The organism is Psychrobacillus sp. FSL K6-1267, assembly GCF_038003265.1.
Taxonomy (GTDB): Bacteria; Bacillota; Bacilli; order Bacillales_A; family Planococcaceae; genus Psychrobacillus; species Psychrobacillus faecigallinarum.
On record NZ_JBBOOR010000001.1, the window covers coordinates 1608046 to 1630478 of the forward strand.

Here is a 22433-nt window from a genome sequence, read left to right on the forward strand (position 1 = left end):
CTTAGTTGATTTATTTATAGGAGAATTAAAATCTTTAGCTGCTATAACAAAGCTAGAAAATGCGAATGAAGTAAATCAAAGACAGACTACGAGTATTTAAAGAGAGTCGTGATCCACCAATCTTATTAAATAAAGTAAATAAATTAGTTTATTTGTGCATGGAGTTAGTATGTAAAATATTTACTTACGTATATAAACTAATAATATAATGTGTTTAATAGAAGAGGTGTTTTTTTGAAATCCCACAAAATAATAATACTAATAATGTCTGTAATATCTATATTTTTAATATCTATATTTTTAATGTTTATATATTTATTATTCTTTTATGATGATTCACCAGACGAGTATAAAAAATATGATAGAGGAGTTACTATAGAGGTAAATAATATGAGTAATCAGACTTTGCCTGAACTTAATTTTTTATATACTGACGATATTGAAGTAGGAACAATAAAGGACTTAAAACCAGGGGAAACTATAAAATTGAGTGGGAGTAGTAAGGAGATAAAATTTAGTGATGTAAGTTTATATTTGAATTATTGTATTAATAATGGTGAAAAAAAAGTAGATAGTTTAGCATATATGTATTATAAAAAACCTTACAAAGTTGTTGTTATTATAAATGTTATTGGCATAGACCAAAATGGATTGTTAGAGTATGAGTGGAAAGGTTATAACGATTGGTCCAAATTCGGCCCGGAAATAATGAAGTAGAATGATAGTAACAAATAGTCCTGCTCACTTGAAACGTGGGTGGGGCTTTTTTTATATACTTTTTCATGTACAATAATATAAATGGTATAATTTTCTATTTAAAATAATGTGTCGTGTTTGCTGAAGAAGGTAAAATGTTTTTCTACAATGAAAATAAATAATTAGGAGAATTCAAATGAGAAGATTTTTTCTGTTATTGTTAGCGTCGGTAGTTCTTATGGGATGTACTCAAAATGCGGTAGATGAAGCAAGTTCAAGGTATTTAGAAGGAATAATAATATTTGATGATAAACACTATAATTTGATACATGGATACTATAATTACAAGGATGAAGAGGTAGAAATAAATAAATTGGACCCTTTTTCTCCAATGGAGGCAGCAGATCAATTTGATACTTTAGCTGTCGCTAAGGAGAGTAAAATAGAGATCTTACTTGAAGATAAAGCATCTCATATCACCGTTCATCAGTGGAATGAAAATGGGCTTATTGAGGAAGTCAAATTAAACGAGAATATATTGATGGTTCCAACAGAGGAAGGCTACTATATATATGAAGTAGTAGGAAAATGGAAAAATGGTGAAACTACTTTAGTTTTTGATATTGATGTTAAATAAAAAGTTGTGAAGTTTCTTAAAATCGATGTGCTTTTGTTAAGTATGACCAGCATTAATATTAAGATGCTTTAGTGCCTTAAGAAAATGGAAGGGAATGAACGTTGTGATTCACTTTGCAGAATTAGGAATTTTTTTAATCCAATACTCGCGATAATAATATGTGTAAATTTAGTTAGTATTTCTACTAATACTATAATTGTAAGTTTATCGTTAGCCTACATCGTCTTTACTATTACAATACTTGCTAGCTTCTAAGGTATTGGTGAACTAACGAAGAATTGCGTAAACCTTTCAGAGATGAGTTCAAACCTTGCGGAGACGAGGATAAACCTTGCAAAGATGGTTCTAACCTTGCGCAAAAGGAATCCAATGTTGCAGAGAAGCCGTAGAAACTTGCAGACCTTGCGGAGACGAGCGTAAACCTTGCGGAGATTAGTTCAAACCTTGCACAAAAGGATTCCAAAGTTGCAGAGATTCGGCAGAACCTTGCCCAATCGTTTGGGATGAATTTGTATATCCACAATGCTAAATCCTTTATAAGATATTATGTTTCAAAAAGCTTTTATCTTTATTTTCGACAATGAATTACAAAGTCCAAGCAGTGCTATTTTTAATTTTAAAAGTTGGCGTACTTTATTCATTTAGTGAGTTGTGTACTAGTAGGAAGTCTTATAGTTTTGTTTAAAATAAGTTGTATTTCGTAAAATTTATGAAATCATTAAGTAAATTCATTTGATGTGTCAACATTATAGGAGGGATATTTAAATGAAAAAATTGTGCTTACTATTTATTAAATTATTAGTAGTTGGAGGATACTCAGATAAAGAGGAAATAGGTCAATTAACTAATAAATATGAGAACAGCTTGATGAGAATCAAAAGGTAATACAAGAGCAACAAAAAGCAATTAAGGATTTGAAAGACGAGATTTAGACATATAAACTAGTTCCACCCACTGACTATAGAACGACCTTACAGGAAACTGATCGTGAGGCTAGGAATATAATACGACTTATCTCAGAAGGCAAATTTGAAGAATTGAAGAGGGAATATAGTGTTGAATTTGAAATTAAAGATGATGCAATAGATTTTGGTGTTCCACAAAACAATCAACCATTTCCAATTGAATTGGCTTCAAATTACATGTATATTGCGAATTTTATTATAGGTACAGATGGAATGGATATAAGCTATTTTTATTTCTAGTCCATACAGTGATAGATACGAATTAATTCATATGTCATTTGAGAAAGACATGAAATTTAAATATATATTTGTAGGAGATGCCTAAATAATCTCACAGAGTTAGTAAATGAAACAGATAAATTGGGATTAACTGAAATAATCTCCTTAACTTCAATTGAAAAATTAAGATAGACTGGACATGATAGCTTTTATCTAGATGTAAAACCACTTCGCGAAGTTTGGAATTTTTAAATTATAACTGCTCATATTAAACAATCATGCCCAAGTACAGAATAACCACTAAACACCCATTCCTTCAAAATGGGTTTCCTCACCATTTTTAAAAACTTTCAGGTACTCATAGTCCCCTTTGAAATTTAATTTGTAAAACTTATATGTGTCTGCTTCCTCTTCAGAAATAGAACTGTCGTTCAGGTAAATGTTTATCGAATTTTCGTCCGTTTTGATATCTATTTCTCCAAAACCTTTTCCATCATCCAAGAAATCTTGATTAAGATACAAAAAGCGTTTATTTTTAGAATCGTTGTATATATAAATACCAGTTCCTGTACCTTTTTCATCATAATCTACAATCTCAATAAAGTTTTTCACATTGTCATTAGCGTTTTCTAAATTAATTTCTGAAATAGTTACTTTATTCTCCCCGCATCCAGTTATAATGCAGCAAACCATTAAAATTAGTAATAATATTCGCTTCAAACATCTCCAACTCCTTTAATTTTTTTACCACAACCTTTTCAAAATCTTTTGAAAAACACCAACCAGTGATGGAAAGTGGTTATATTATTTTTATTAATCCTTCAATGTTTCATTCTGTTCATACCTGCTTGCAATTGTTTCTAAATCCAAGGTTTTATAATTTTCCCAATCAACCTCTGTGAAAGTATCAGCTTCAAATCTTATTGCTAATATTTGTTCAAAAGGTTTACTGCCGGATTGGTCAGTAAAGGGTCGGGCATACCATTTAATTTCTACAGTATTCACTTCATCTAATTTGGATAATCCTGCTAACATTTCCCCAGTATCCTTTAACAAAGCGTTTTTCGAACCTTCATCAGCATCTTTGTCGTATATTTTAATTAAGTAAATACCCTCATCTTCATATATTTTATATTCCTCTTTGGTAATTGATACAATAGTAGATTCAATAGCAGTAGGTTCATCACTTCCTTTACCACAAGCAGCTAATAATAATGTTGTTAATAAAACTAATAACTTTTTCAAACAAAAACCTCCTTGTATATATTAACCATAATGGTAATACACGGAAGAAGGGTTGTATAGTCATCTTTTAATGCAAGGTAATTATTGATTCTGTAACAGTGGGCTCTTGGGGGGGAACAAGTTACAAATTGTAGAATGTTTTTCTTTGATTTGATAGCTTAGGTCTTAGGTACACATTCATTCCTACCATCTATTCGGTAATGTTGTTTTGGCGTTGAAATTAATTTTGGTTATAATACAGTTAGTTAGAATTAAAAGGTGGTGCTTATAGTTGGAGAATCTAAAACGATTGTCTGATGCTTCATATACTCATGCAAAGCCAGTAGTTGGAAAGGCGATACTTTGCGTGGGGCGAGAAATTTCATCTTATCGCTAAGCTTTTCTAATCAATTGGCTTTGCCCCTTATTCCAATTTATAATAAGGAGTGAGCAAAATTGAAGTATGTAAATGCACAACAGGTCTTACCTGAAAAACTAATTGTAGAAATTCAAAAATATGTGCAGGGGGAGACATTGTATATCCCCAAGATGGAAAATGATTATCAAAAATGGGGAACAATTAGCGGCAGCAGGCAGCGTTTGGATAGCCGAAATACAGCAATTCGAAATGCTTTTGCTAGTGGTATTCGAATCGAGCAATTAGCTCAGGAATATCATCTTTCCGATGAAACGATAAAAAAAATTGTTTACTCACATAAGAAATAAAGTATACCCCATGTAGCTATTACATGGGGTGTTTGTATGTATAAAACGTTTCTAACCGATTCTTGGTCTATTAGTGAAGTCTTTTTTCTTTTAAAATAGATATAATCAACTGGGTAGGAGCGATATAATATGACAGAAAAATTTATAAAAAATGAGCAGTTCAATTTTATTCGAAAGCAAGTAGCCTGGATTAAGGATAGTACGAAGCAACATTTACCGCCGGGGGTACTAGCCTCAGTTTACGAGTTATCCAATGAAAAAATCTCTAACTGTGTGACAGCTTTGACCCCAGAGCAAAAAGAGCTAATGGATTTTTCAGGTTTGAAAACAGTAGAAGCATATGAGCAGGCACTGGAGCAATTACCTAATTATTTATTGGCATTCCCAACAATTAGCGAGCAACAATTGAAAAAGCTATTTCCGAAAAGTAAAAAATTAAAGCTCCCGGATCTTTCGAATATAGATTTACATCGCTTAACGTATTTAAGCTGGAACGATAGTCGGTCAAATAAAAAATATATATTGTATGAGCTAGATAGCCATTTGGTTGGAATCGAGTGTTCATTTTCACCATCTACAAAGAAAAACATTTGCTCGATTTGTCATTGTCATGGAGAAGTCACACATTTTTCTACGATCACAAAAGCGAAAAAGGTCAACAATCCAGATTATTATAAGTCTATTGGTAATTTAATTTGTGTGAATAGTACCGAATGTAATAAAAATATTACGGATGTTAGTTATTTGGAAGAGTTTTTGCGAGAGTCATTGAAAAAATAGATAGATTTGAAAAGCTATTCTATGAATTATAATTTGTAATTTCATGGTCTATTTATTTTAGAATAATAAATAACTTACCTTACTAAATTATAATAAAACAGGTTCATTATATGGTGAAGAAGCCGAGCATTAAATTGATTCTATATTTCGAACAATCCTAAAATTTAAATAAAAGGGATACTGCTACAGGTTTAATAGAATGAGACTGGAGATAAGCTTTCCATCTCATTTTTTTTGTGCATTTTCAATCAACCTTTATCCTTAAAATAACCTTTAATTAAAAGACATGCATTCATTTAAATCCTCTACTTTTTACTGATCTTTCGTTAAGTTATAAAATATTGTAATACTTATTATTCCCATGATACCCATCATTAAAGTTAAAACTATAGCAGGCAACCAACTACTAATAATCATAAAGATTCCAGCTGTACTAATACCGATAATGGAGGATATTTCATAAAATGCTAGATAAGTACTACGTGATTCGTTTGGTACAAGATTAGCTAATAGAGTTTGTTTAATCGGCATATACATTATTTCACCAATGGAAGCAAGTAGCATTGCTAATATTAGTATATAGGGAGTTGTGTTAAAGCTTATCACAACATATCCTACAAAAAAGAAAAGAAGACCTATGAGGAGAATACTTCGATCCTTGAACTTTTGCATGACTCTACCGATAATGACTGTCAAAAATACAACAAGAAGGGTGTTTTCTGCTTTTAATAATCCTAAAAGATTCGCTCCATCAATTTCCCATGAAAGGTTAATAAAAAAAGGGACTGGATTGTTAATTTCTTTGGTAAGTCGAACGCCTATATAATTTGTCAATTGCTCTTCCACGGAGATTATAAAAAGGCTAGCGATGGAAAAAATGGTGAAGGCCCGTTGAGAAAATATAATTCTATAGGAATGAATAATGCTTTTAACACTAGAATTAGTTTTCTCATTGTTCGCTTCTATGTTAGGGGTATAAGTTTCCTGTATAAACAAAAAGGTGATGAAAACCGAAATTAAAGTACATAGTGCTACTCCCAAAAATAAATAAAATGGATAATCAAAAAATAAAAATGCGCCTATTAAACTACCAATAGCAATAGCAGTATTACGAATCCAATAAGAATATGTATAAACAGTTCTTCGATCTTCAGGAGAGGTTATATCGATGATTAAGGCTTGATATACTGGCAAAGACGATCCAGAGCTAAATTGAATAAATAGAAAAAACACAAAGGTGACATAGGGGGATAAATACCAAGGTGAATTGGCAAATGCAACACCTATAAATCCTAAAAAAATTATAAGTTCTGCAGAGAGAATAACTTTTTTTCGACCAATTCTGTCGGAAATGAATCCACCCATCAGTGATCCAATTACATTAGCCAGCATAACAAATAAAAATAATATACCAGTAACCAAGGTACCTACCTGATGAGAAAGATAAATTATCAAATAAGGTATCACAGCCATGGTAGCTATAGATGTAATAAATAATAGAAGTAAACGAATGCGAATTGTCGGATGAAATTTATTGAAGCTCATTTTTTTTATCTCCTTTATTATTGATTGATTAATCAATCGTTATTTTGTTAAAAAGAATCTATTTGGAATTAACTCCAAATAGATGAATTGTTGAGGGTATAAAGCGATCCCACATAATACTAGATTCATTGTCTGTTGTATTTAGACGAATACCGATCAAAAGACTAGTGTAAAGAGTAGCGACTATAGATGGATCTTGTTGTATAAATAAATTATTCTTTTGCCCGTTTTTGATTAATAGAATGACTTTTGCTTTAAATTCATCATGAAAGACATCTAGTTTCTCAAATACTCTAGGGAATCGCTGATGCTGACCAACAACCTGAACAACCAATCCAAGATAGTTATTGATACCTGCATAGAGTCTAATATGAGTTTTTATCATATTTTCTAATTCATTTAAAAGGTCTTTTGCATCTGGATTAAATGCTAATACTTGGTTTGATAATTCCTCGAGAGGTTCTACAACAACAGTATAAAAGAGCTCTTCCTTATCTTTAAAATAAGTAAACACACTGCCAAAGCTAACCTTTGCAGCCTCAGCAACTTTTTTTATAGTTGTTCCTTCATATCCTTCCGTTGCAAAAAGGTAAGTAGCGGAATCTAATATTATTTGTCTTCTAGTCTGCATATTCAGTATTTGTTTTTCTGATAAAGGCATTATACTCCTCCTTAATGAATGATTAATCAATCGTCTGTTGTTAATAATATCTCTCTTTTTAATAGATGTAAAGTATTTTATTGCAAATTTTAACAAAGGTACTTGGATTGGAATATTTCTTAGTACCCATTTTCATACTGAACGGAAGGAACAGTTTAGTTCAACAAGAAGGTGAATTTGAAAGGACATCGAAGTAGTTAATATAAGAAAAGTATTCAAGTAATGGGTTAGTTGAATAAAAAGTTTAATTAACCATCAAGTAAATCACTAGAGTGGTTAATGATTGTACTTCAAGAGTAAATAGAGGTGATTTATTGTTTTAATAGACATAGGGTCTGGTGATATAAACAGAATAATTTCTATCCACTCTCATTATTATTAAAATGATGAAATGTTGCATTCTTTGGCAACACACTTTTAATCATTTTAATTTCATTTTCATTAGGATTCTCTATATTAATTTCAGAACCCCAATGTGAAGATTCAAAGAATAAATTGCCCTTAAATTTTAGAAAGATCGAAAACCATTTTACTTCTCCGTGATTATTTAAACTTTCTTCTAAAATATAGTTAATTAGGTTTTGATTTATGTCCCCAACAAAACTAACCATTTTTAAACGGTCTAAACAAATTTTTTTTAGATCCGTTTTCAAACTTAACTCTTTAATAGTTTCGACTTCTTCGTTCCATAAATGAAATTCTATAGAGTCTGCAGATTTTATAAAATATTTAATGAAAGAAAACCAATATTTATAATCTTGCGTGCCATTTTCTTCTGAAAAATTTACATAGATAAAAAAATTATTCTCCATCCAATCCCACCTCATATTTTTAAGTTACTTAATGTACCATTCAATATCCGCTGATTCCCTTTAGAGATGCTCCATAATCTTGCCATTAGCTTAATAATAAAATTATACACTAGCATATAATCCAACATCTGGGTCAGAATGGATCCCACTATTAACAGTTGATTCAGATGAAAGTCTTGAGTGGTGTTGGCATGACGGCGATAAATTAATGATATTCATTGAAAAAGAACGACTAAATAATTTTGACTTTAGTAGGCTAAAGTCAGATGCAGGCTAAAGAGATACATATATGTAGATCTAGTGTCTTCTAATATTTTTGCTCTTTTTAGAATTCTTTTACATCTGTTGCTAAAAAATTATTCCAATTTATACTATTGACGGTTTAAATTAAACTTGTTATCATTCTCCTAATGTTTTTAAAAGAATAGATATACCTTGTATAATTTCAAGAATACGGCTTGAAAGTTTCTACCAGCTACCAATAAATAGCTTGTCTACAAGGAATGGGAAATTAATGATGTTTTTTATTCCATTTTTTGTAGAAAAGCTTTGGCCAATTAGTGGTCAAAGCTTTTTTTATATTAAGAGGATAATAAAATGATTTGGTTGGAAAACTAAATTCAGAGTCATTCCCTTTCAATTCTTAATTATAGGAAATAGGAGATTACAACATGAGAAACTTTTTTAAATTTACAGAACGGAACACTTCCTATAAGCAGGAATCACTCGCAGGGATAACGACCTTCCTATCTATCGCTTATATATTAGTCGTAAATCCTATTATTCTAAGTCAATCTGGGATGGATAGTGGAGCTGTATTCACGGCAACTGCTCTTACTGCAATCATCGGAACACTACTTATGGGTCTACTTGCTAACTACCCAATCGCAATTGCACCTAGTATGGGATTGAATTCATTTTTCACTTTTTCTGTCTGTATTGGGATGGGAATAGAATGGCAAGTCGCTTTGACGGGTGTCTTTGTTGCAGGAATCATTTTTATGCTATTAAGTTTAATGAAAATCCGTGAGAAAATTATCAATATCATTCCACTGGATTTAAAATATGCAATAGCTTCTGGAATAGGCTTCTTCATCACATTTATTGGGCTGAAAAATGGAGGAATTATTACTGGCAATCCAGATACATTTGTTTCCATCGGAGATTTAACTTCGCCAATGACCCTACTAGCAATTATTAGTCTTATCCTTACTATTGTTATGTTAGTTCGTGGAATAAGGGGCGGAATTTTCTACGGGATGGTCATTACAACGATTATTGGTATGATTTTTGGATTAATTGATGTTCCTTCATCCATTGTTGGAAGTATACCGAGCATTAAACCGACATTTGGTGTTGTATTTTATCATTTAGATGAGATTTTTACACCAGAAATACTGACAGTTATTTTCACTTTTTTAATCGTTGCCTTTTTTGATACAGCTGGCGCATTAATTGCACTTACTAGTCAAGCAGGAATGATGAAAGGTAACACGATTCCAAATATCGGAAAAGGTCTACTTGCCGATTCAACAGCTGGAGCGATTGGTGCTATTTTAGGTACATCGACACCTGCAACGAGTGTTGAATCTTCCGCTGGTATTGCTGTCGGAGGAAGAACAGGCTTTACGTCTGTCGTGATTGCAGCTTGTTTTGTAATTGCTTTATTCTTTTCACCACTAGTTGCAGTTATTTCAGTCGAGGTTACAGCAGCTGCATTAATTATTGTAGGCGCATTAATGGCAATGGAGATCAGTAAAATAAACTGGACTAAATTAGAAGTTGTCATTCCATCATTTTTAACAATTATTATGATGCCTCTTACTTCTAGTGTGGCAATTGGAATCGGATTGGGTTTTGTTCTTTATCCAATTTGTTTAGTAGCACAAAAGCGTTATAAAGAAGTTCATCCAATTATGTATATACTTTGTTTATTATTCATTTTATACTTTGCTTTTATCGTATAGGAAGAGAATTAGAGGACTGTGAGAATACAGTATCTGGGTAATTAAATTAAAAGAGACATAGATTAGTTCAGCTAATTTATGTCTTTTTTATTATATGAACATAGCGTCCATATTTTGCTCACACACTACTTTCGATACATCACGAACTCTAGTCACACTTAAACCTTGTATTTAGTAGAATAGATGTTATTGTATTATAAATACTAAAACTAATGCCTCGATAAATATTTACAATTTAAAGATTAAGGAGAATCACATGAGCTGGAGCAAATTGAAGAAAAAATTGGAGAGTTATCTCTGTCCTGCATTATATGGAAGGGTAGAATACAGTGCAAGCAGCTACCGTTATTTACCTGATAAATCCGGACTTTGTTATATTACGGTAGATAGAAAGAATGTACTGAATATGAGTGATAAAACTAACATAATCAAATGGTATCTGACTGAGCAGGAAATTAAAAATGATTCAACTATCCAAATACCTATCAACATTGAGGAAATTGAAGCGGTAAAAAAAGAAAGCAATGGTATAATTCCAGAAGATCGTTTACAAGTAATTGCAAGGGGTAGAAAATTATCAGAATATGCAAAGGAAGTTTTGTCAGCGCAGTCATCATTAAGCAAATCAAATTTTGTAATTGTATCTAATAAGTTTTTATCCACTCCTATAGAGGAAAGCATAGAGAGTAATGATATATTATTGAATGTTCTTGCTTTGGTAGACAGACGGCTTGGCAAAAAACGAATTTTAAACATGTCGGAGAAGATGAAGTTAAAACATCCAATTGTGCAGTATTTTTATAAACTACGGCTCAGTACGTTATGATAATAAATAACGTGAAAGTATGCCACAATCAAATGGAATAAACCAAAACCAAGAAAAATATGCTTACATTAAAGAGTTTCTTACCTTATTGAGTAAGAAACTCTTTAATGTTTTTGCGTCGTACTATGGTTTAAGCTCCGAATATCGACTACGAACTTAGTAAAACCTTATTTCACTTATGGGCTTCTGCACATTTCAGACAAACTACCTGCTGAAATACAGTAAATCTTAAAATTTACTATTATCAATAGGCTAACAATAATGTTAGTCTATACTAGTTCCGAAATTTTTAGAATGAACAATATGAAACTATAATAGGAGAGTCCTAAAGTGAAAAAGAAAATGAAATATTTAATTATACTTTTAACGGCCATCTTAATGGTTGGTTGTACAAACGTAGAAGACGCAGCCATTTCAGATGTAACAATTCCTCAAGACATACCCACAGAATCAAATATAAATAGTGAAAAAGAAGAAACTACCCCTACTGTTGTGGAACCAGTAATTGAAGAAATATCAACACAACCAAAAGAGAATCTTTTTTCAGGATACAAACTTATCGAAGTTGATGGGGGGGATTTGTCCGGACATCGTGAATCTAACGTGGTCGTTGACATTGGTTACGGGGAACGTAAATATTGGGCATTTACGAATGAACACGGGCAGCTAGTACGTGTCATTGCTGAAGAAATCACTCTACAAGATGACAGTACCGAGCCTGTATTATCGTCTGGCAGATACTACTCTGATGAGGCTAAGGTGCCGGGTGTCGAACGTGACTTTTTAGATGAAGGACATATCATTGCTGATTCTCTCGGAGGGGTATCCAATGCTTATAATATTACCCCACAAGAAAGTACACTTAACCGACATGGTGATCAAGCGTATATGGAAGATGCCATTCGTAAAGCGGGTGGAGCTACTAATTTTGTAGCAATTATCACATATCCTAATACAGAAACGCAGATTCCCTCAAGCTATCAGTATACCTATACGATAATGGGTAACAAGATCGTTGATACATTTGACAATGTGAACCCTGATGAAGTAAATGCATCCCTTGGTTTAACAGAGAGTGAACCTTCCAATTCAACCAGTTCCAACACAAACGAAGATATTACCAGTGTGGATACAAACGGTAATGGACAGGTAACCATTAAAGAAGCAAAAGCAGCAGGGTTTAGTATGCCAATCACCAGTGATCATTGGTTATACCCATATATGCATGATAATGATAAGGACGGTATGGTAGGTGAGTAAGTTCTTAGAGCTAAAATAGTGACTCATGTGTTTTAATGTAAAAATATAAAAGAGCACTATATTTTTATAAGTGCCCTAAGTGTTAAATTTTATAGAAATGGCTTTCTTTATTGAACACAGAAGATTTAAGCAAAAGTGCAGGTATTTTTCTACTTCTGTTTTTGGATAGAAACTTCGCATAGAAATTATTAAGCGAATGAAGTGCTTTATATATTCAATAAAGATTAGATACTGTTCCATTGTTCACTCTAAATTAGCAATTAACATTCGACTTTGTGAAAAAAAAATTATAAAGTAATGGGTACTCTAGCAAAGCATGGCCATCTTTCAATGTCAAAAATGCTTAGATGCAGAGGGTTTTATTAAAATGAAATCATAACTTATAATCATTTATGGAGCTCTAAACTTAAGAAACTTTAACTAAGTTTAAAACATGGGGAAATTTCTCATGGTTTTTATAATAGGAGTGTCGACTAAACACCTACATATTGGATCAAGTAGAGTTACTATTGACATTGAGTGGTTATATATTTTCAAGTTTTTTTCTTAAAATCTTTTGAACCAAATTAATAGGGATTTAGAATGTGGGTCGGAAATCATCTGGAGAGGGTAAAGCATGAAACCTGATATAAAAGAAATTACCATTCAATTAGAATGGCACCAAATTTGGATTGAAACTCTTGGGGAACTAGGAGAGAAACTGGGTATAGATGAGGTTGATTTACGGAGTATGAATTTGTCCCATTACCCGCTAGACCAAGCAAATATAACAGATTGTATCTTTGATGGCATAGATTTAAATAACAAGGATCTCTCATCATCTTCACTATGTTCATCAACTTTTATATCTACAAATTTAGAGGGAGCAGATTTTGGTAAATCTAATGTCTCGTATGCAGACTTCACAAATGCCAATATTAAAGCTGCTAGACTTGCTGATAGTGAATGTATTAAAACAGTGTTTATTAAAGCAGATCTGTCAGACGCTAATTTAGTAGCAGGGCTTTTTGACGAAACGGATTTTCGTAATGCAGTTTTATTAAATGCGGATATAAGATTAGCAACGTTTGAAAGCGTATTGCTAAACGGAGCTATATTAACTGGAATTCGTGGAATAGAAGAGGCTTTTATAAAAAGTATCAATATAGGAAGCCCAGAACATCCAATAATTCTAACGGATGAAAAAGCTAGGATATGGTTGCGAAATAAAAGTATGAACAATGAGTAAAATTTAAGGAAAGCAATATGTGCGGAGCAGGAATTGACACTTATTGTCCAACTTACCGCTAGTCTAACAGACGTAGCAAATAGTATCATGGATAGGTGATTGACATTGTAGCTCTGCACCATCTAGCCGATAACTAAACACAAGACAAAGTTATTGTAAATCAAGAAGGCGATGTGATCACTGTTATACCCAAATAATTAATAAAAGGGTGAATACAAATGTTTATAAAGTATGATGAATATGATCTAGTAGAGCTTTTTCAAAGTGAGCCAGTCAGTATAACGGGCAATATAGATGATGGAGAATTAATTTATACTTACAGGGATGAACAAAATTTCAAGTTAATTTTAACTTTAGATGTATATAAACAAACGAGTAGTTTAAGCATTACATTTAATGATTCTATAGTATTTACAGGTGATTTTAATAATGTAACAAGTATTAAAAAAGATGATAAAGCTTTTGTAATGTATGTGGGTGAAGAAGAGAGAATAAAAGTTAAATTACATAAACAAATTGGAGTAGAATTACTTTAATATAGGCTTATTTTGATATTTTACCGATAATCAGTAGCATCAATGATTAGAAAAAAAGAACATTACATATTAGTTAAGTAAAATATGTAAAGCCCTAATACATTCATTAGACTCCAACATTTCATAAATAGAAAGTACCCTCAATCAAAGACGATTTAGTAATGATAATAGTAATGAAATTTTATATTCGTCTCTAGCTATTTAACCGTTGTTTTATTTCGTCAGTAGTGAAAGAGTATCAGGATATTTTATGTATACTAATACGTAAGGTTTAATTTCGCGATTATTTTAACTTATCCCTTTACCTCTTCGTGCGAAAATGGAATATTATAACTATTGATAGTTTGCTAGAGGGGGAGAAGAATGTTCACCTATGGGGCATTATTGTATACTAAAGGATATAATGAAATGAGTTTTTCTAAACATGTGATTAGGACAAGCCTATGAAGGTATTGGATGTAGATTTATTACAAGATGGGCTACAGCGTAACATTAAAAAATTAGAAAGATTAAATACTGAAATAGAAACAATCCAACGTGGAGTCGAAGGACTAGTTCAGATGGAGGATCAATTAAAAGGAGAAGGAGGAGGTGGCATTCGCTCCTTTTATGAGGAATGCCATTTACCATTTCTTCAGTTTTTTCAATTGTTTTCCTACGATGCTCAACAAGTACTTTATCAAATTGGCAAAGCTCTTCACTCTCTTGAACCAGACCTATCAGGTTACATATTAGAAGAATTCTTAGAGGGTGAACTGGAGCAGGGATTGACTCTTATTGGCCAACTTACCGCCAGTCTAACAGACGAAGCAAACAGTATCATGGATCAGGTGAGTGACATTGTAGCTCTGCCCCATCTAGATGATAGTACAGTGCAGGAGGGGGTTATTAGTTCTAAGAGAAAACGTGATGATACCCTCTCGCAACTGTATGAATTTGACGCAACACAGACGACTGCTTTAAACACCATGGAACAGGATATTCGGACAATGGAAACATGGCTCTCTGATTTAGAAAGAATGTTTAATAGCGGGCTAACGGATGTTCATTTCCAAGCAGATAATTGGGGAGTATTGACTGCTAAGAATAATTTGAAGACAGAATTGGCTTATCGTACATCTCCAATTTCTCAACTTTCCTCCATGTTAAATAGAGAAAATCAGTTGACCACTATGCTCCAGGCATTTATAGCTGGTAATGGTCCCATACGATTTGGCTATGGTGGTTTAATTAACATCCACCATCCTTTTGTGGCAACTGATATGATTGCCTTATCATGTGCTAGACCAGAGGGCAATGGGACGGAACAAGAAAATATTGATCAAAATCTATTCGTAAAATCCTTCCACAGTTTCAAGGGCATTGCTGAAGACTTCTGGAATGGGGTAGGTATACGACGTGAAAAGGCACTAGATTCTCCATATGATTTTATAAACTTTTGGACTTTTGGGCTTTCAGATAGTATTGTGTCAGGATCCAATGAAAGAAGTGCCAAGATGTTCGACACGAAACTGGACTTTTTAAATTATGCTACATTTGGTTTTAGTGGAATGGTCAAAGAAGCAATCTTACCAGATGATCCTTTGTCCAAAGAACATTGGCAAAATAGCTTTGGATTTGTAGGAAGCTTACTTGGACTCAAATGGGCAACATCCACGGCGTCCCCTGTTAAGACACCTGGGAATGGTGCAGGGGATGGTAGGGTAAGAGATGAAGGTAAAAACTTATCTGAAAATGCAATTGTAGGTGAGACTAATAAGTTTAATTTTGTTGACAATGCAAAGAATCATCTAAAAAATGTTGAAAATGTGAATACAAAAAAAGGTGTTGTTGGTGGCCCTAATATGGATGAATTTAATAAAGCTTTGAAAAATCAAGGTTTTAAACCAGATGATTTAATTGTATCTAAAAAAGCACATCCAACAATTGAAGGTATTTTTGAGGTTGAGTATAAAATACCTAGAAAAGATATTTCGGGTAATATTGCCGAACCAGTATCGTATAAAAATATTAAGGAACCTAAAACAGTCTATGACCCCTCTAAGATTAGTGATGAGAAAATTTATCAATGGGGCCAGGAGCGATGCAGAACGGACAAGTAAATGGGAGACTTGTGGAGGGAACTGCTTCAAACGGTTTAAAATATAGAGGGTATCTTAATGAGGCTGGTGAAATAACAAACTTTTTCCCCGTTATTGATTAACTAAAAATATTATTTGATTGGAGTACGAAAATGTGTAGAGAAAATCATGTAAATGAAAGTAAAGCTGAAATTGATAAATTAATGTTAACATATTTTGATTTCATAAATGGAAAGTATCTAGAAAAGGCATTAGAAAGCTTTGCCGAAAGAGAAGGTTATGGACAAGAGATAGTATTTGCTTTTTTTCAATCTGATTTAGATGAATATGATATTGCACAACTACCTAGACCTTTAGACGAAAAACATGTTTTGATAGAAATAGGTTATCCAGCGGTTGAAATTGAACAAATGGCTTATTTAGATTTTAAAACGTTTTATTATTATTTGGAAGAAAATGTAAAAAAGAAGTGGGAAAAAATCCAGCAAATACTCAGTTAACAGATTTATTGGTTAAAGTGAAACATAGTTTGAATATATAATACTGTATAATAATGTTAAAAATCATCTTACCTCTTAGAGACTATATTAGGTAAGATGATTTTTTATCTAATTTTATTTTCTTCAGTCCAGGGGCAAATTATAAATCTTTGTCTTCAGTCTTACGTTAGTATTTATTTGTATAACACCATACATTAGATATAAATAGAAATTTGGTTTCAGTTAATATTATTTCCAAAATGTAAAACTATCTAGGCTTTCGGGGTAAAAATGCTTGGAAAAATAGTTGATTGAATTAACCTAGGATTGCTAAAGAACATTTGATACTACTTAAAAGTAATTTTGTGTTGGAACGTAAAATCTGAATCAACTATTCATATAAATAAATAGAAGATATTGATCAAAATCTATTCGTAAAATCCTACCACAGTTTGAAAAAAGGCATTGCTGAAGGCTTTTGGGATGGTGTACGTATACGACGTGAAAAAGCACTAGACTCTTCATATAATTTGTACAAGCAATACTGGTTAAGGCTTCTCCAAGGGTACGAGTAAAATTCCTTGAGGAGTTGCCGCCACAAAATCTTGGAAAGTACCTGGCTCATTTGCGGTTACAGGTACAAAAAATTTCGAAATGCCACATCCTAATCCAAATATCAAGAAACAATAAGCCTGGAATGAATCCTTTGAAACACTTCGATTTTTATAAAGATTTATTATAGAGAGCAATCTTTTCGATATCTACTCCATAGTGGTCAAGTCCCAAGGTCGTTGAGTAAATCATTTCAGCAAAATAAAAACGGTACGGAAAATTAATTATGCGGACAAAAGAGTAAACAGGTGGTCTGTATTACTCTTTTAATGAAAGAGGCTACTACAGGTTCGGTAATGACTAATCGTTAAAATGATTTAATTGTTACACAGTTAGAATGTGTTATCTTATAAAATACTCTCTAAGTATATAACAACATACATTCATTAGAATCGACATTCTATAAATATAAAGTACTTTATTAAAAGTAAATTTATTAATGACAATAGTAATGAAAATTTATATACATCGCAAACTCTTTAATTACTATTTTCTTTAGTTAATGGTGAAAGAGTATCAGGATTTTGTAGGTATACTAATACTTAAGGATTATTTTCGCGATTGTTTTAACTTCTACCTTTACCTTTTTGCTAGAAAATGGAATATTATAACTATTGATAGTTTGCGAGGGGGAGAAGAATGTTCACTTGTGAGGTATTATTGTATAATAAAGAATATTGTAAAGTGGCTATTTGTAGATGCTCAATGAGGCAAAATCTATGAAAGTATTGGATGTAGATTTATTTCGAGAAGGGTTGCAGAGCAACATTATTATGTTAGACAGGCTGAGCAGTGAAATGGAAGCTATCAACGATGCAGTGAAGGGTCTAGTTCAGATGGAGGAACAATTAAAGGGAGCAGGGGGTAATGCCATACGCTCTTTTTATCAGGAATGCCATTTACCACTTCTGTATTTTTTCCAGTCGTTTTCTGAACAGTTTAAACAAGTCCTTAGCCAGATGGAGGCAGCACTTCATTCACTGGAACCTGATTCCTCTGGTTACATACTCGAAAATTTCCTAGAGGGAGAGCTAGAACAGGGAGTTACGCTTATTAGCAAACTCACTGCTAGATTAACAGATGAGGCAAATAGTATCATGGATCAAGTGAGTGATATTGTTGCCCTGCCTCATTTAGACGATAGCGGAGTGCAAGAGGGAGTGATTAGTTCTAAGAGAAAACGTGATGATACTTTAAACCAACTTTATGAATTCGATGCTACCCAGACATACGCACTGAATCCAATTGAACAAGATTTGCAGATGATGGACACGTGGTTGACAGAAATCTCTGGTCTATTCCAAGCAGGGGTCAAGGATATAAACTTCTTGCCAAGTCAATGGAATGTAATTACGTTTAGAAGTGAGATAAGAACAGCATTGTTCCCAAAAGTATATTTAAATCCAAATGACTTATGGATAAAAGAACAGGAACAGCTGATTGGTACAGAAATTACCCCGGGAACTTTTCGTGCACTCGAGGGTAAAAAGACCAAAACAATCAAGAGAGATGCCTATGGAAGCTTTACCCTATTAAGTTTCCATCTGTACGAAAATGGTCTAATAGTAAAAGAATACCAGCTTGGGACAATAAATCCAATTCAATATGAAGTGGTCGACAAAGTAGATGAGGAATTCGATGATGGTGGTTTTCGCGAGCTCGATGGGTACTTTGAGGGTACAAAACTTGCATTTGTTGATTATCTAAGACCGCACGCGATTGTCAAAAAAGGGGTCAAGCTAGCTTTTTCCTCGGGGTCCAAACTATTTAAATATAAAGGCGATCTATCTGTAAAGAAAACTCCTACGGTTGAAAACAAGTCTAAGGATAGTGTGAAGGGTAGCAAAGAGGCTGGAAATCCTAAAGATGTTCCTTCAGGAGGTGCATATAAGGATGTTCCAAGTAATGGTGGAGAAGTCCATCATATGCCAGCTAATTCTGTTAGTCCGATAAGTAGAGGTAATGGTCCTGGTGTAAGAATGGAAACCATAGACCATAGACAAACAGCGAGTTGGGGTAACTCAAGAGAAGCAAGAGCATATAGAGCACAGCAAAAATCTTTAATAGAACAAGGGAAATTAAATGAGGCTCAAAATATGGACATTAATGATTTAAGAAATAAGTTTGGAAATAAATATGATGAAGGTATTAGACAAATGTTAGAATATACTAAAAGATTAAACAAATCTAGGGGTGGGGTAAAAAATGAATGAACTTATAATAACTCCTAATAAGGGAGTAGGTCCAATTAGTTTTGGCATGACAAGAGATGAGGTTAGAAATGTTTTAGGAGGAAATGTAGTAGAATTTAAAAAAACGCCTATGTCTGATACTTTTACAGATGCATTTAATGACCATGGAATACACATATATTACGATAGTAACGATACGTGTGAAGCAATTGAAATGGCACTACCAGCAGACCCTAAATTTACACATAAACACATGATTGGAAGACCTTTTAGAGAACTGAAGTCAACTATTGTTTCACAAGATAGTGATATTGAATTGGATGAAACAGGCTTATTATCTTTCACACTAGGTATTGGACTTTTTGTTCCTGAACTTGAGGATTCTGAAGATAGTCTTGTTGAAAGTGTAATTGTTTTTAGAGAGGGCTATTACGATTAATAGTGGAGGACAGTAGATTTAAACCTGCTGTCCTTTTTATATGTTTATATTTAACTTTAAGGTCAAATGACTTACTAACCCTTATGACTTTGCGGGAGAGTGCCTAATTCGCAAAAACAAAAAGCGAATCTTTAACGCTGACTAGGAGGTGCCGAATAAGAAAACGGAAGAGAAAGAGTGAATCGACTCCCTTATCGAATTACACTACGTAGGCTACTGATTCGCTACAATATCGGCAAGTTTAGAGCTATAAGTGAACAAAGACATTTTAATACAAAAAAGATAAATGTAGTGCTTTATGAAAGTGGTTACGCATTTACAAAGCAGTAGGAGATCGGCTACCGAGTGCCTGCACGTTGGCTTACTGAAGAAGAAGTAGAAGAATATCTGAGAGGTACGGCTAAATAACGTGAATATCAAATATCATTAATGTTGGACTATTTTTTCTGATATTTAGTATAACTACTGCTATAATTATATTTAAAAATAATGTTGAGGGCGTGCTTACACTTATGGCAGGATGGAGAAGTACTAGAAATGTGTCAAAAGATGAGCAAAAAATGTGGGGTTTTATTATTCTCTTTGCTATTATCTTTATATTTTTTTCAACCGTGGGAAATGGATTTTTTATTACTCTGATAGTTTCATTAGTGATGTTCTTGTTTGTTATTATGATTATCATGAAATTGATAAAATGGGCTGAAAAAGAAAATAGGAAAACATAAGATTTGTTGAATAAATAAAACTTGCCTAATAAATAAAAGAGAGCACACCCAAAATAACGTATTTAAGAACGCCCATGACGGACGTTCTTTTTTATTTCCAAAACTAACTATAGAGGGGATTATGAAATGACAAACTTACAAACATTCGAGGAATAAATTTACGGAGACATTCAACGCTATAGAACAGCGGCAAACTTCGCTACTGGTACAGACGAGGAAAAACGGCAAAACAAAGGGAAGCATTTGAGGTATTAGAAAGCAAAGTAACCGCTACAGACGAGGATTACGAGCAATATCGTACTGGTGCTGGGTATTCATACGAAGCGGGCAACCGCATTGATGAAATTATCGAGAAAACATTTGATGTATTAAATGAATGCGTTAGTAACTGTGAATCATATTGTTATAAATGTTTAAGAAACTAACAAAACCAGATGAAACATAAGGATTTACATCGTTTTTTGATTGGTTAAAAACTAAACAAAAAAATTAAATATTTGTGGTGAAGAATCCTTATAAAAATAGAAGAAAGTGAACAAGTTGGTATTAGACCACTTGTTTACTTTATATTGTGCAAAATTGATTTGGAGGTAAGTAATAATTGGCGCACATTAGAAAAAGAGGCAAAACCTATTCTTATGCTATTGATATAGGTAGTGACCCCTTAACAGGGAAGCGTAAACAGATAAGTAAAGGCGGATTTATTAAAAAGAAAGATGCTGAGGCAGCTGCAAGGAAAATTGAATTATCGTTAGATGAAAATCGATATATAGAGCTTAGTAAAGAAATCTTTTCAGATTATATTTTAAAATGGTTCAACGACCATTACAGTAATAGAATTAAACAAACATCCGCGATGAACAGTAGGTACATTTTAGAGAAACACCTCTTAAAAAATAATTTGTTTGCAAATAAAGAAATAGCTAAAGTTACTACATCGGATATTGATTTGTTTTATAATCAAAAGTTACAAGAAAACTATAGTACGAGTTACATTCGGAAAATGCATCAACTATTATATCAAGCGTTCAGCCAAGCAGTTAAATGGAAGAAAATAATATTCAATCCAGTGGGGGATGCAGATCCGCCATCAGTGAAATACGAAGAAATGTCTATATGGTCACTTAAAGATATACAGGAGTTTCTTGGTCAGTGTAAAGAAGAGCGACACTATTTAACTTTTTTACTTGCCATCTATACTGGCATGCGGAGAGGAGAGATATTAGGGCTGTATTGGAGTGATATAGACTTGGAACAAAAAGTAATTCATGTGAAAAGATCATTAGCACATGTCCCTAAAAAGGGTTATGTTTTCACCTCATTGAAAACGAAAAATTCCAAGAGACAAATCCCTATTCCAGAGTTTATTGTCAATGAATTATTTTTGCAAAAAAAACGAATAGAAGAATGGAAGGAAAAGGTGGGAACTTTATTTGCAGATAAAGACCTAGTCATTTGCACAAGTACAGGGAGCCCACAAGATCCGCGCAATGTTGTTCGAGTAATGAAACGTATTGTCAAGACCGCCAAGGTACCAAACATTCGTTTCCACGATATTCGACACACACATGCATCCATTCTTATTTCTACCGGTATAGATATCGTTAAAATTTCTAAGCGATTGGGTCATGCAAATCCGAAGATAACATTAGAATTCTATGCACATTTATTACCAAATACTGACAATGACATTGCTGATACGTTTCATCAGACTATTCAAAGTCAAACAAACTAATACAGTAAAATCCTGCGGACAAATTGCGGACAAACTTTAAAATTTGAGGCATATGTATAGGAAATCTGAACAAAGAAAAAGCCTATAA

19 protein-coding genes, 2 pseudogenes and 1 riboswitch are annotated in these 22433 nt (G+C 33.0%); of the genes and pseudogenes, 16 read left to right on the forward strand and 5 right to left on the reverse strand.

Features of this window, described 5'->3' with window-relative positions; genetic code table 11:
- The first annotated feature begins 234 nt into the window (after positions 1-234).
- Positions 235-717: a hypothetical protein gene (locus MHB55_RS07875; RefSeq protein WP_340862939.1), complete on the forward strand. Its 483-nt coding sequence runs from the start codon at positions 235-237 to the stop codon at positions 715-717.
- Between the two features lie 175 nt (positions 718-892).
- Entirely contained in the window at positions 893-1333 is a 441-nt protein-coding gene (locus MHB55_RS07880; RefSeq protein WP_144538199.1) for a hypothetical protein, read from the forward strand.
- A gap of 1484 nt (positions 1334-2817) precedes the next feature.
- Here the strand turns inward: MHB55_RS07880 and MHB55_RS07885 are convergent.
- Together MHB55_RS07885 and MHB55_RS07890 are read right to left on the reverse strand one after the other, a co-directional pair.
- On the reverse strand, positions 2818-3237 hold the full coding sequence (locus MHB55_RS07885) for a hypothetical protein (protein WP_340862940.1): 420 nt from the start codon (positions 3235-3237) through the stop codon (positions 2818-2820).
- Positions 3238-3330: 93 nt separating this feature from the next.
- A complete protein-coding gene (locus MHB55_RS07890; protein ID WP_340862941.1) occupies positions 3331-3762 on the reverse strand; it encodes a hypothetical protein in 432 nt (143 codons plus the stop codon).
- A gap of 435 nt (positions 3763-4197) precedes the next feature.
- Between MHB55_RS07890 and MHB55_RS07895 the strand changes: the two genes are divergently transcribed.
- Together MHB55_RS07895 and MHB55_RS07900 are read left to right on the forward strand one after the other, a co-directional pair.
- Positions 4198-4467, forward strand: coding sequence for a CD3324 family protein (locus tag MHB55_RS07895; protein ID WP_154311023.1), 270 nt, complete (start codon positions 4198-4200; stop codon positions 4465-4467).
- Between the two features lie 129 nt (positions 4468-4596).
- On the forward strand, positions 4597-5247 hold the full coding sequence (locus MHB55_RS07900; protein WP_340862942.1) for a FusB/FusC family EF-G-binding protein: 651 nt from the start codon (positions 4597-4599) through the stop codon (positions 5245-5247).
- A 312-nt stretch (positions 5248-5559) separates the two neighbouring features.
- On the opposite strand, the gene MHB55_RS07905 is transcribed toward MHB55_RS07900, so the two are convergent.
- From MHB55_RS07905 to MHB55_RS07915, 3 genes are all read right to left on the reverse strand, one after another.
- The gene (locus MHB55_RS07905) at positions 5560-6792 is read right to left on the reverse strand and encodes an MFS transporter (RefSeq protein WP_340862943.1); all 1233 of its coding nucleotides are present in this window, start codon (positions 6790-6792) and stop codon (positions 5560-5562) included.
- Positions 6793-6850: 58 nt separating this feature from the next.
- Positions 6851-7453, reverse strand: a complete 603-nt coding sequence (locus tag MHB55_RS07910; protein ID WP_144538208.1) for a TetR family transcriptional regulator — start codon at positions 7451-7453, stop codon at positions 6851-6853.
- Between the two features lie 359 nt (positions 7454-7812).
- On the reverse strand, positions 7813-8265 hold the full coding sequence (locus MHB55_RS07915) for a hypothetical protein (RefSeq protein WP_340862944.1): 453 nt from the start codon (positions 8263-8265) through the stop codon (positions 7813-7815).
- 139 nt (positions 8266-8404) lie between these two features.
- On the opposite strand from MHB55_RS07915, the pseudogene MHB55_RS22260 reads away from it, so the two are divergent.
- The 12 genes and pseudogenes from MHB55_RS22260 to MHB55_RS07965 form a co-directional block, all read left to right on the forward strand.
- A pseudogene (locus MHB55_RS22260) lies at positions 8405-8542 on the forward strand (DUF1963 domain-containing protein); the annotation flags it as partial.
- A gap of 138 nt (positions 8543-8680) precedes the next feature.
- Positions 8681-8782: riboswitch (purine riboswitch) on the forward strand.
- Positions 8783-8936: 154 nt separating this feature from the next.
- The gene (locus tag MHB55_RS07920; protein ID WP_340862945.1) at positions 8937-10232 is read left to right on the forward strand and encodes an NCS2 family permease; all 1296 of its coding nucleotides are present in this window, start codon (positions 8937-8939) and stop codon (positions 10230-10232) included.
- A gap of 256 nt (positions 10233-10488) precedes the next feature.
- Positions 10489-11058: an SF0329 family protein gene (locus MHB55_RS07925; protein ID WP_340862946.1), complete on the forward strand. Its 570-nt coding sequence runs from the start codon at positions 10489-10491 to the stop codon at positions 11056-11058.
- Positions 11059-11388: 330 nt separating this feature from the next.
- Positions 11389-12318, forward strand: coding sequence for a DNA/RNA non-specific endonuclease (locus MHB55_RS07930; protein ID WP_340862947.1), 930 nt, complete (start codon positions 11389-11391; stop codon positions 12316-12318).
- Positions 12319-12934: 616 nt separating this feature from the next.
- Positions 12935-13546, forward strand: coding sequence for a pentapeptide repeat-containing protein (locus MHB55_RS07935; protein WP_191696309.1), 612 nt, complete (start codon positions 12935-12937; stop codon positions 13544-13546).
- Between the two features lie 218 nt (positions 13547-13764).
- On the forward strand, positions 13765-14082 hold the full coding sequence (locus tag MHB55_RS07940) for a hypothetical protein (protein ID WP_340862948.1): 318 nt from the start codon (positions 13765-13767) through the stop codon (positions 14080-14082).
- Between the two features lie 443 nt (positions 14083-14525).
- Positions 14526-16184: a T7SS effector LXG polymorphic toxin gene (locus tag MHB55_RS07945; RefSeq protein ID WP_340862949.1), complete on the forward strand. Its 1659-nt coding sequence runs from the start codon at positions 14526-14528 to the stop codon at positions 16182-16184.
- Positions 16185-16315: 131 nt separating this feature from the next.
- Positions 16316-16663 (forward strand): hypothetical protein, encoded by a 348-nt coding sequence (locus MHB55_RS07950; protein WP_340862950.1) that lies wholly within the window; start codon positions 16316-16318, stop codon positions 16661-16663.
- Positions 16664-17973: 1310 nt separating this feature from the next.
- Positions 17974-19467, forward strand: a complete 1494-nt coding sequence (locus MHB55_RS07955) for a ribonuclease YeeF family protein (RefSeq protein ID WP_340862951.1) — start codon at positions 17974-17976, stop codon at positions 19465-19467.
- Complete coding sequence (locus MHB55_RS07960; RefSeq protein WP_191696304.1) at positions 19460-19885, forward strand: ABC transporter ATP-binding protein; 426 nt, start codon at positions 19460-19462, stop codon at positions 19883-19885. Before MHB55_RS07955 ends, MHB55_RS07960 begins: the two co-directional genes overlap by 8 nt.
- Positions 19886-20906: 1021 nt before the next feature.
- Positions 20907-21035, forward strand: a pseudogene (locus MHB55_RS22265) (DUF1998 domain-containing protein); the annotation flags it as partial.
- Between the two features lie 176 nt (positions 21036-21211).
- A complete protein-coding gene (locus MHB55_RS07965) occupies positions 21212-22345 on the forward strand; it encodes a site-specific integrase (protein ID WP_340862952.1) in 1134 nt (377 codons plus the stop codon).
- The last annotated feature ends 88 nt before the right edge of the window (positions 22346-22433 follow it).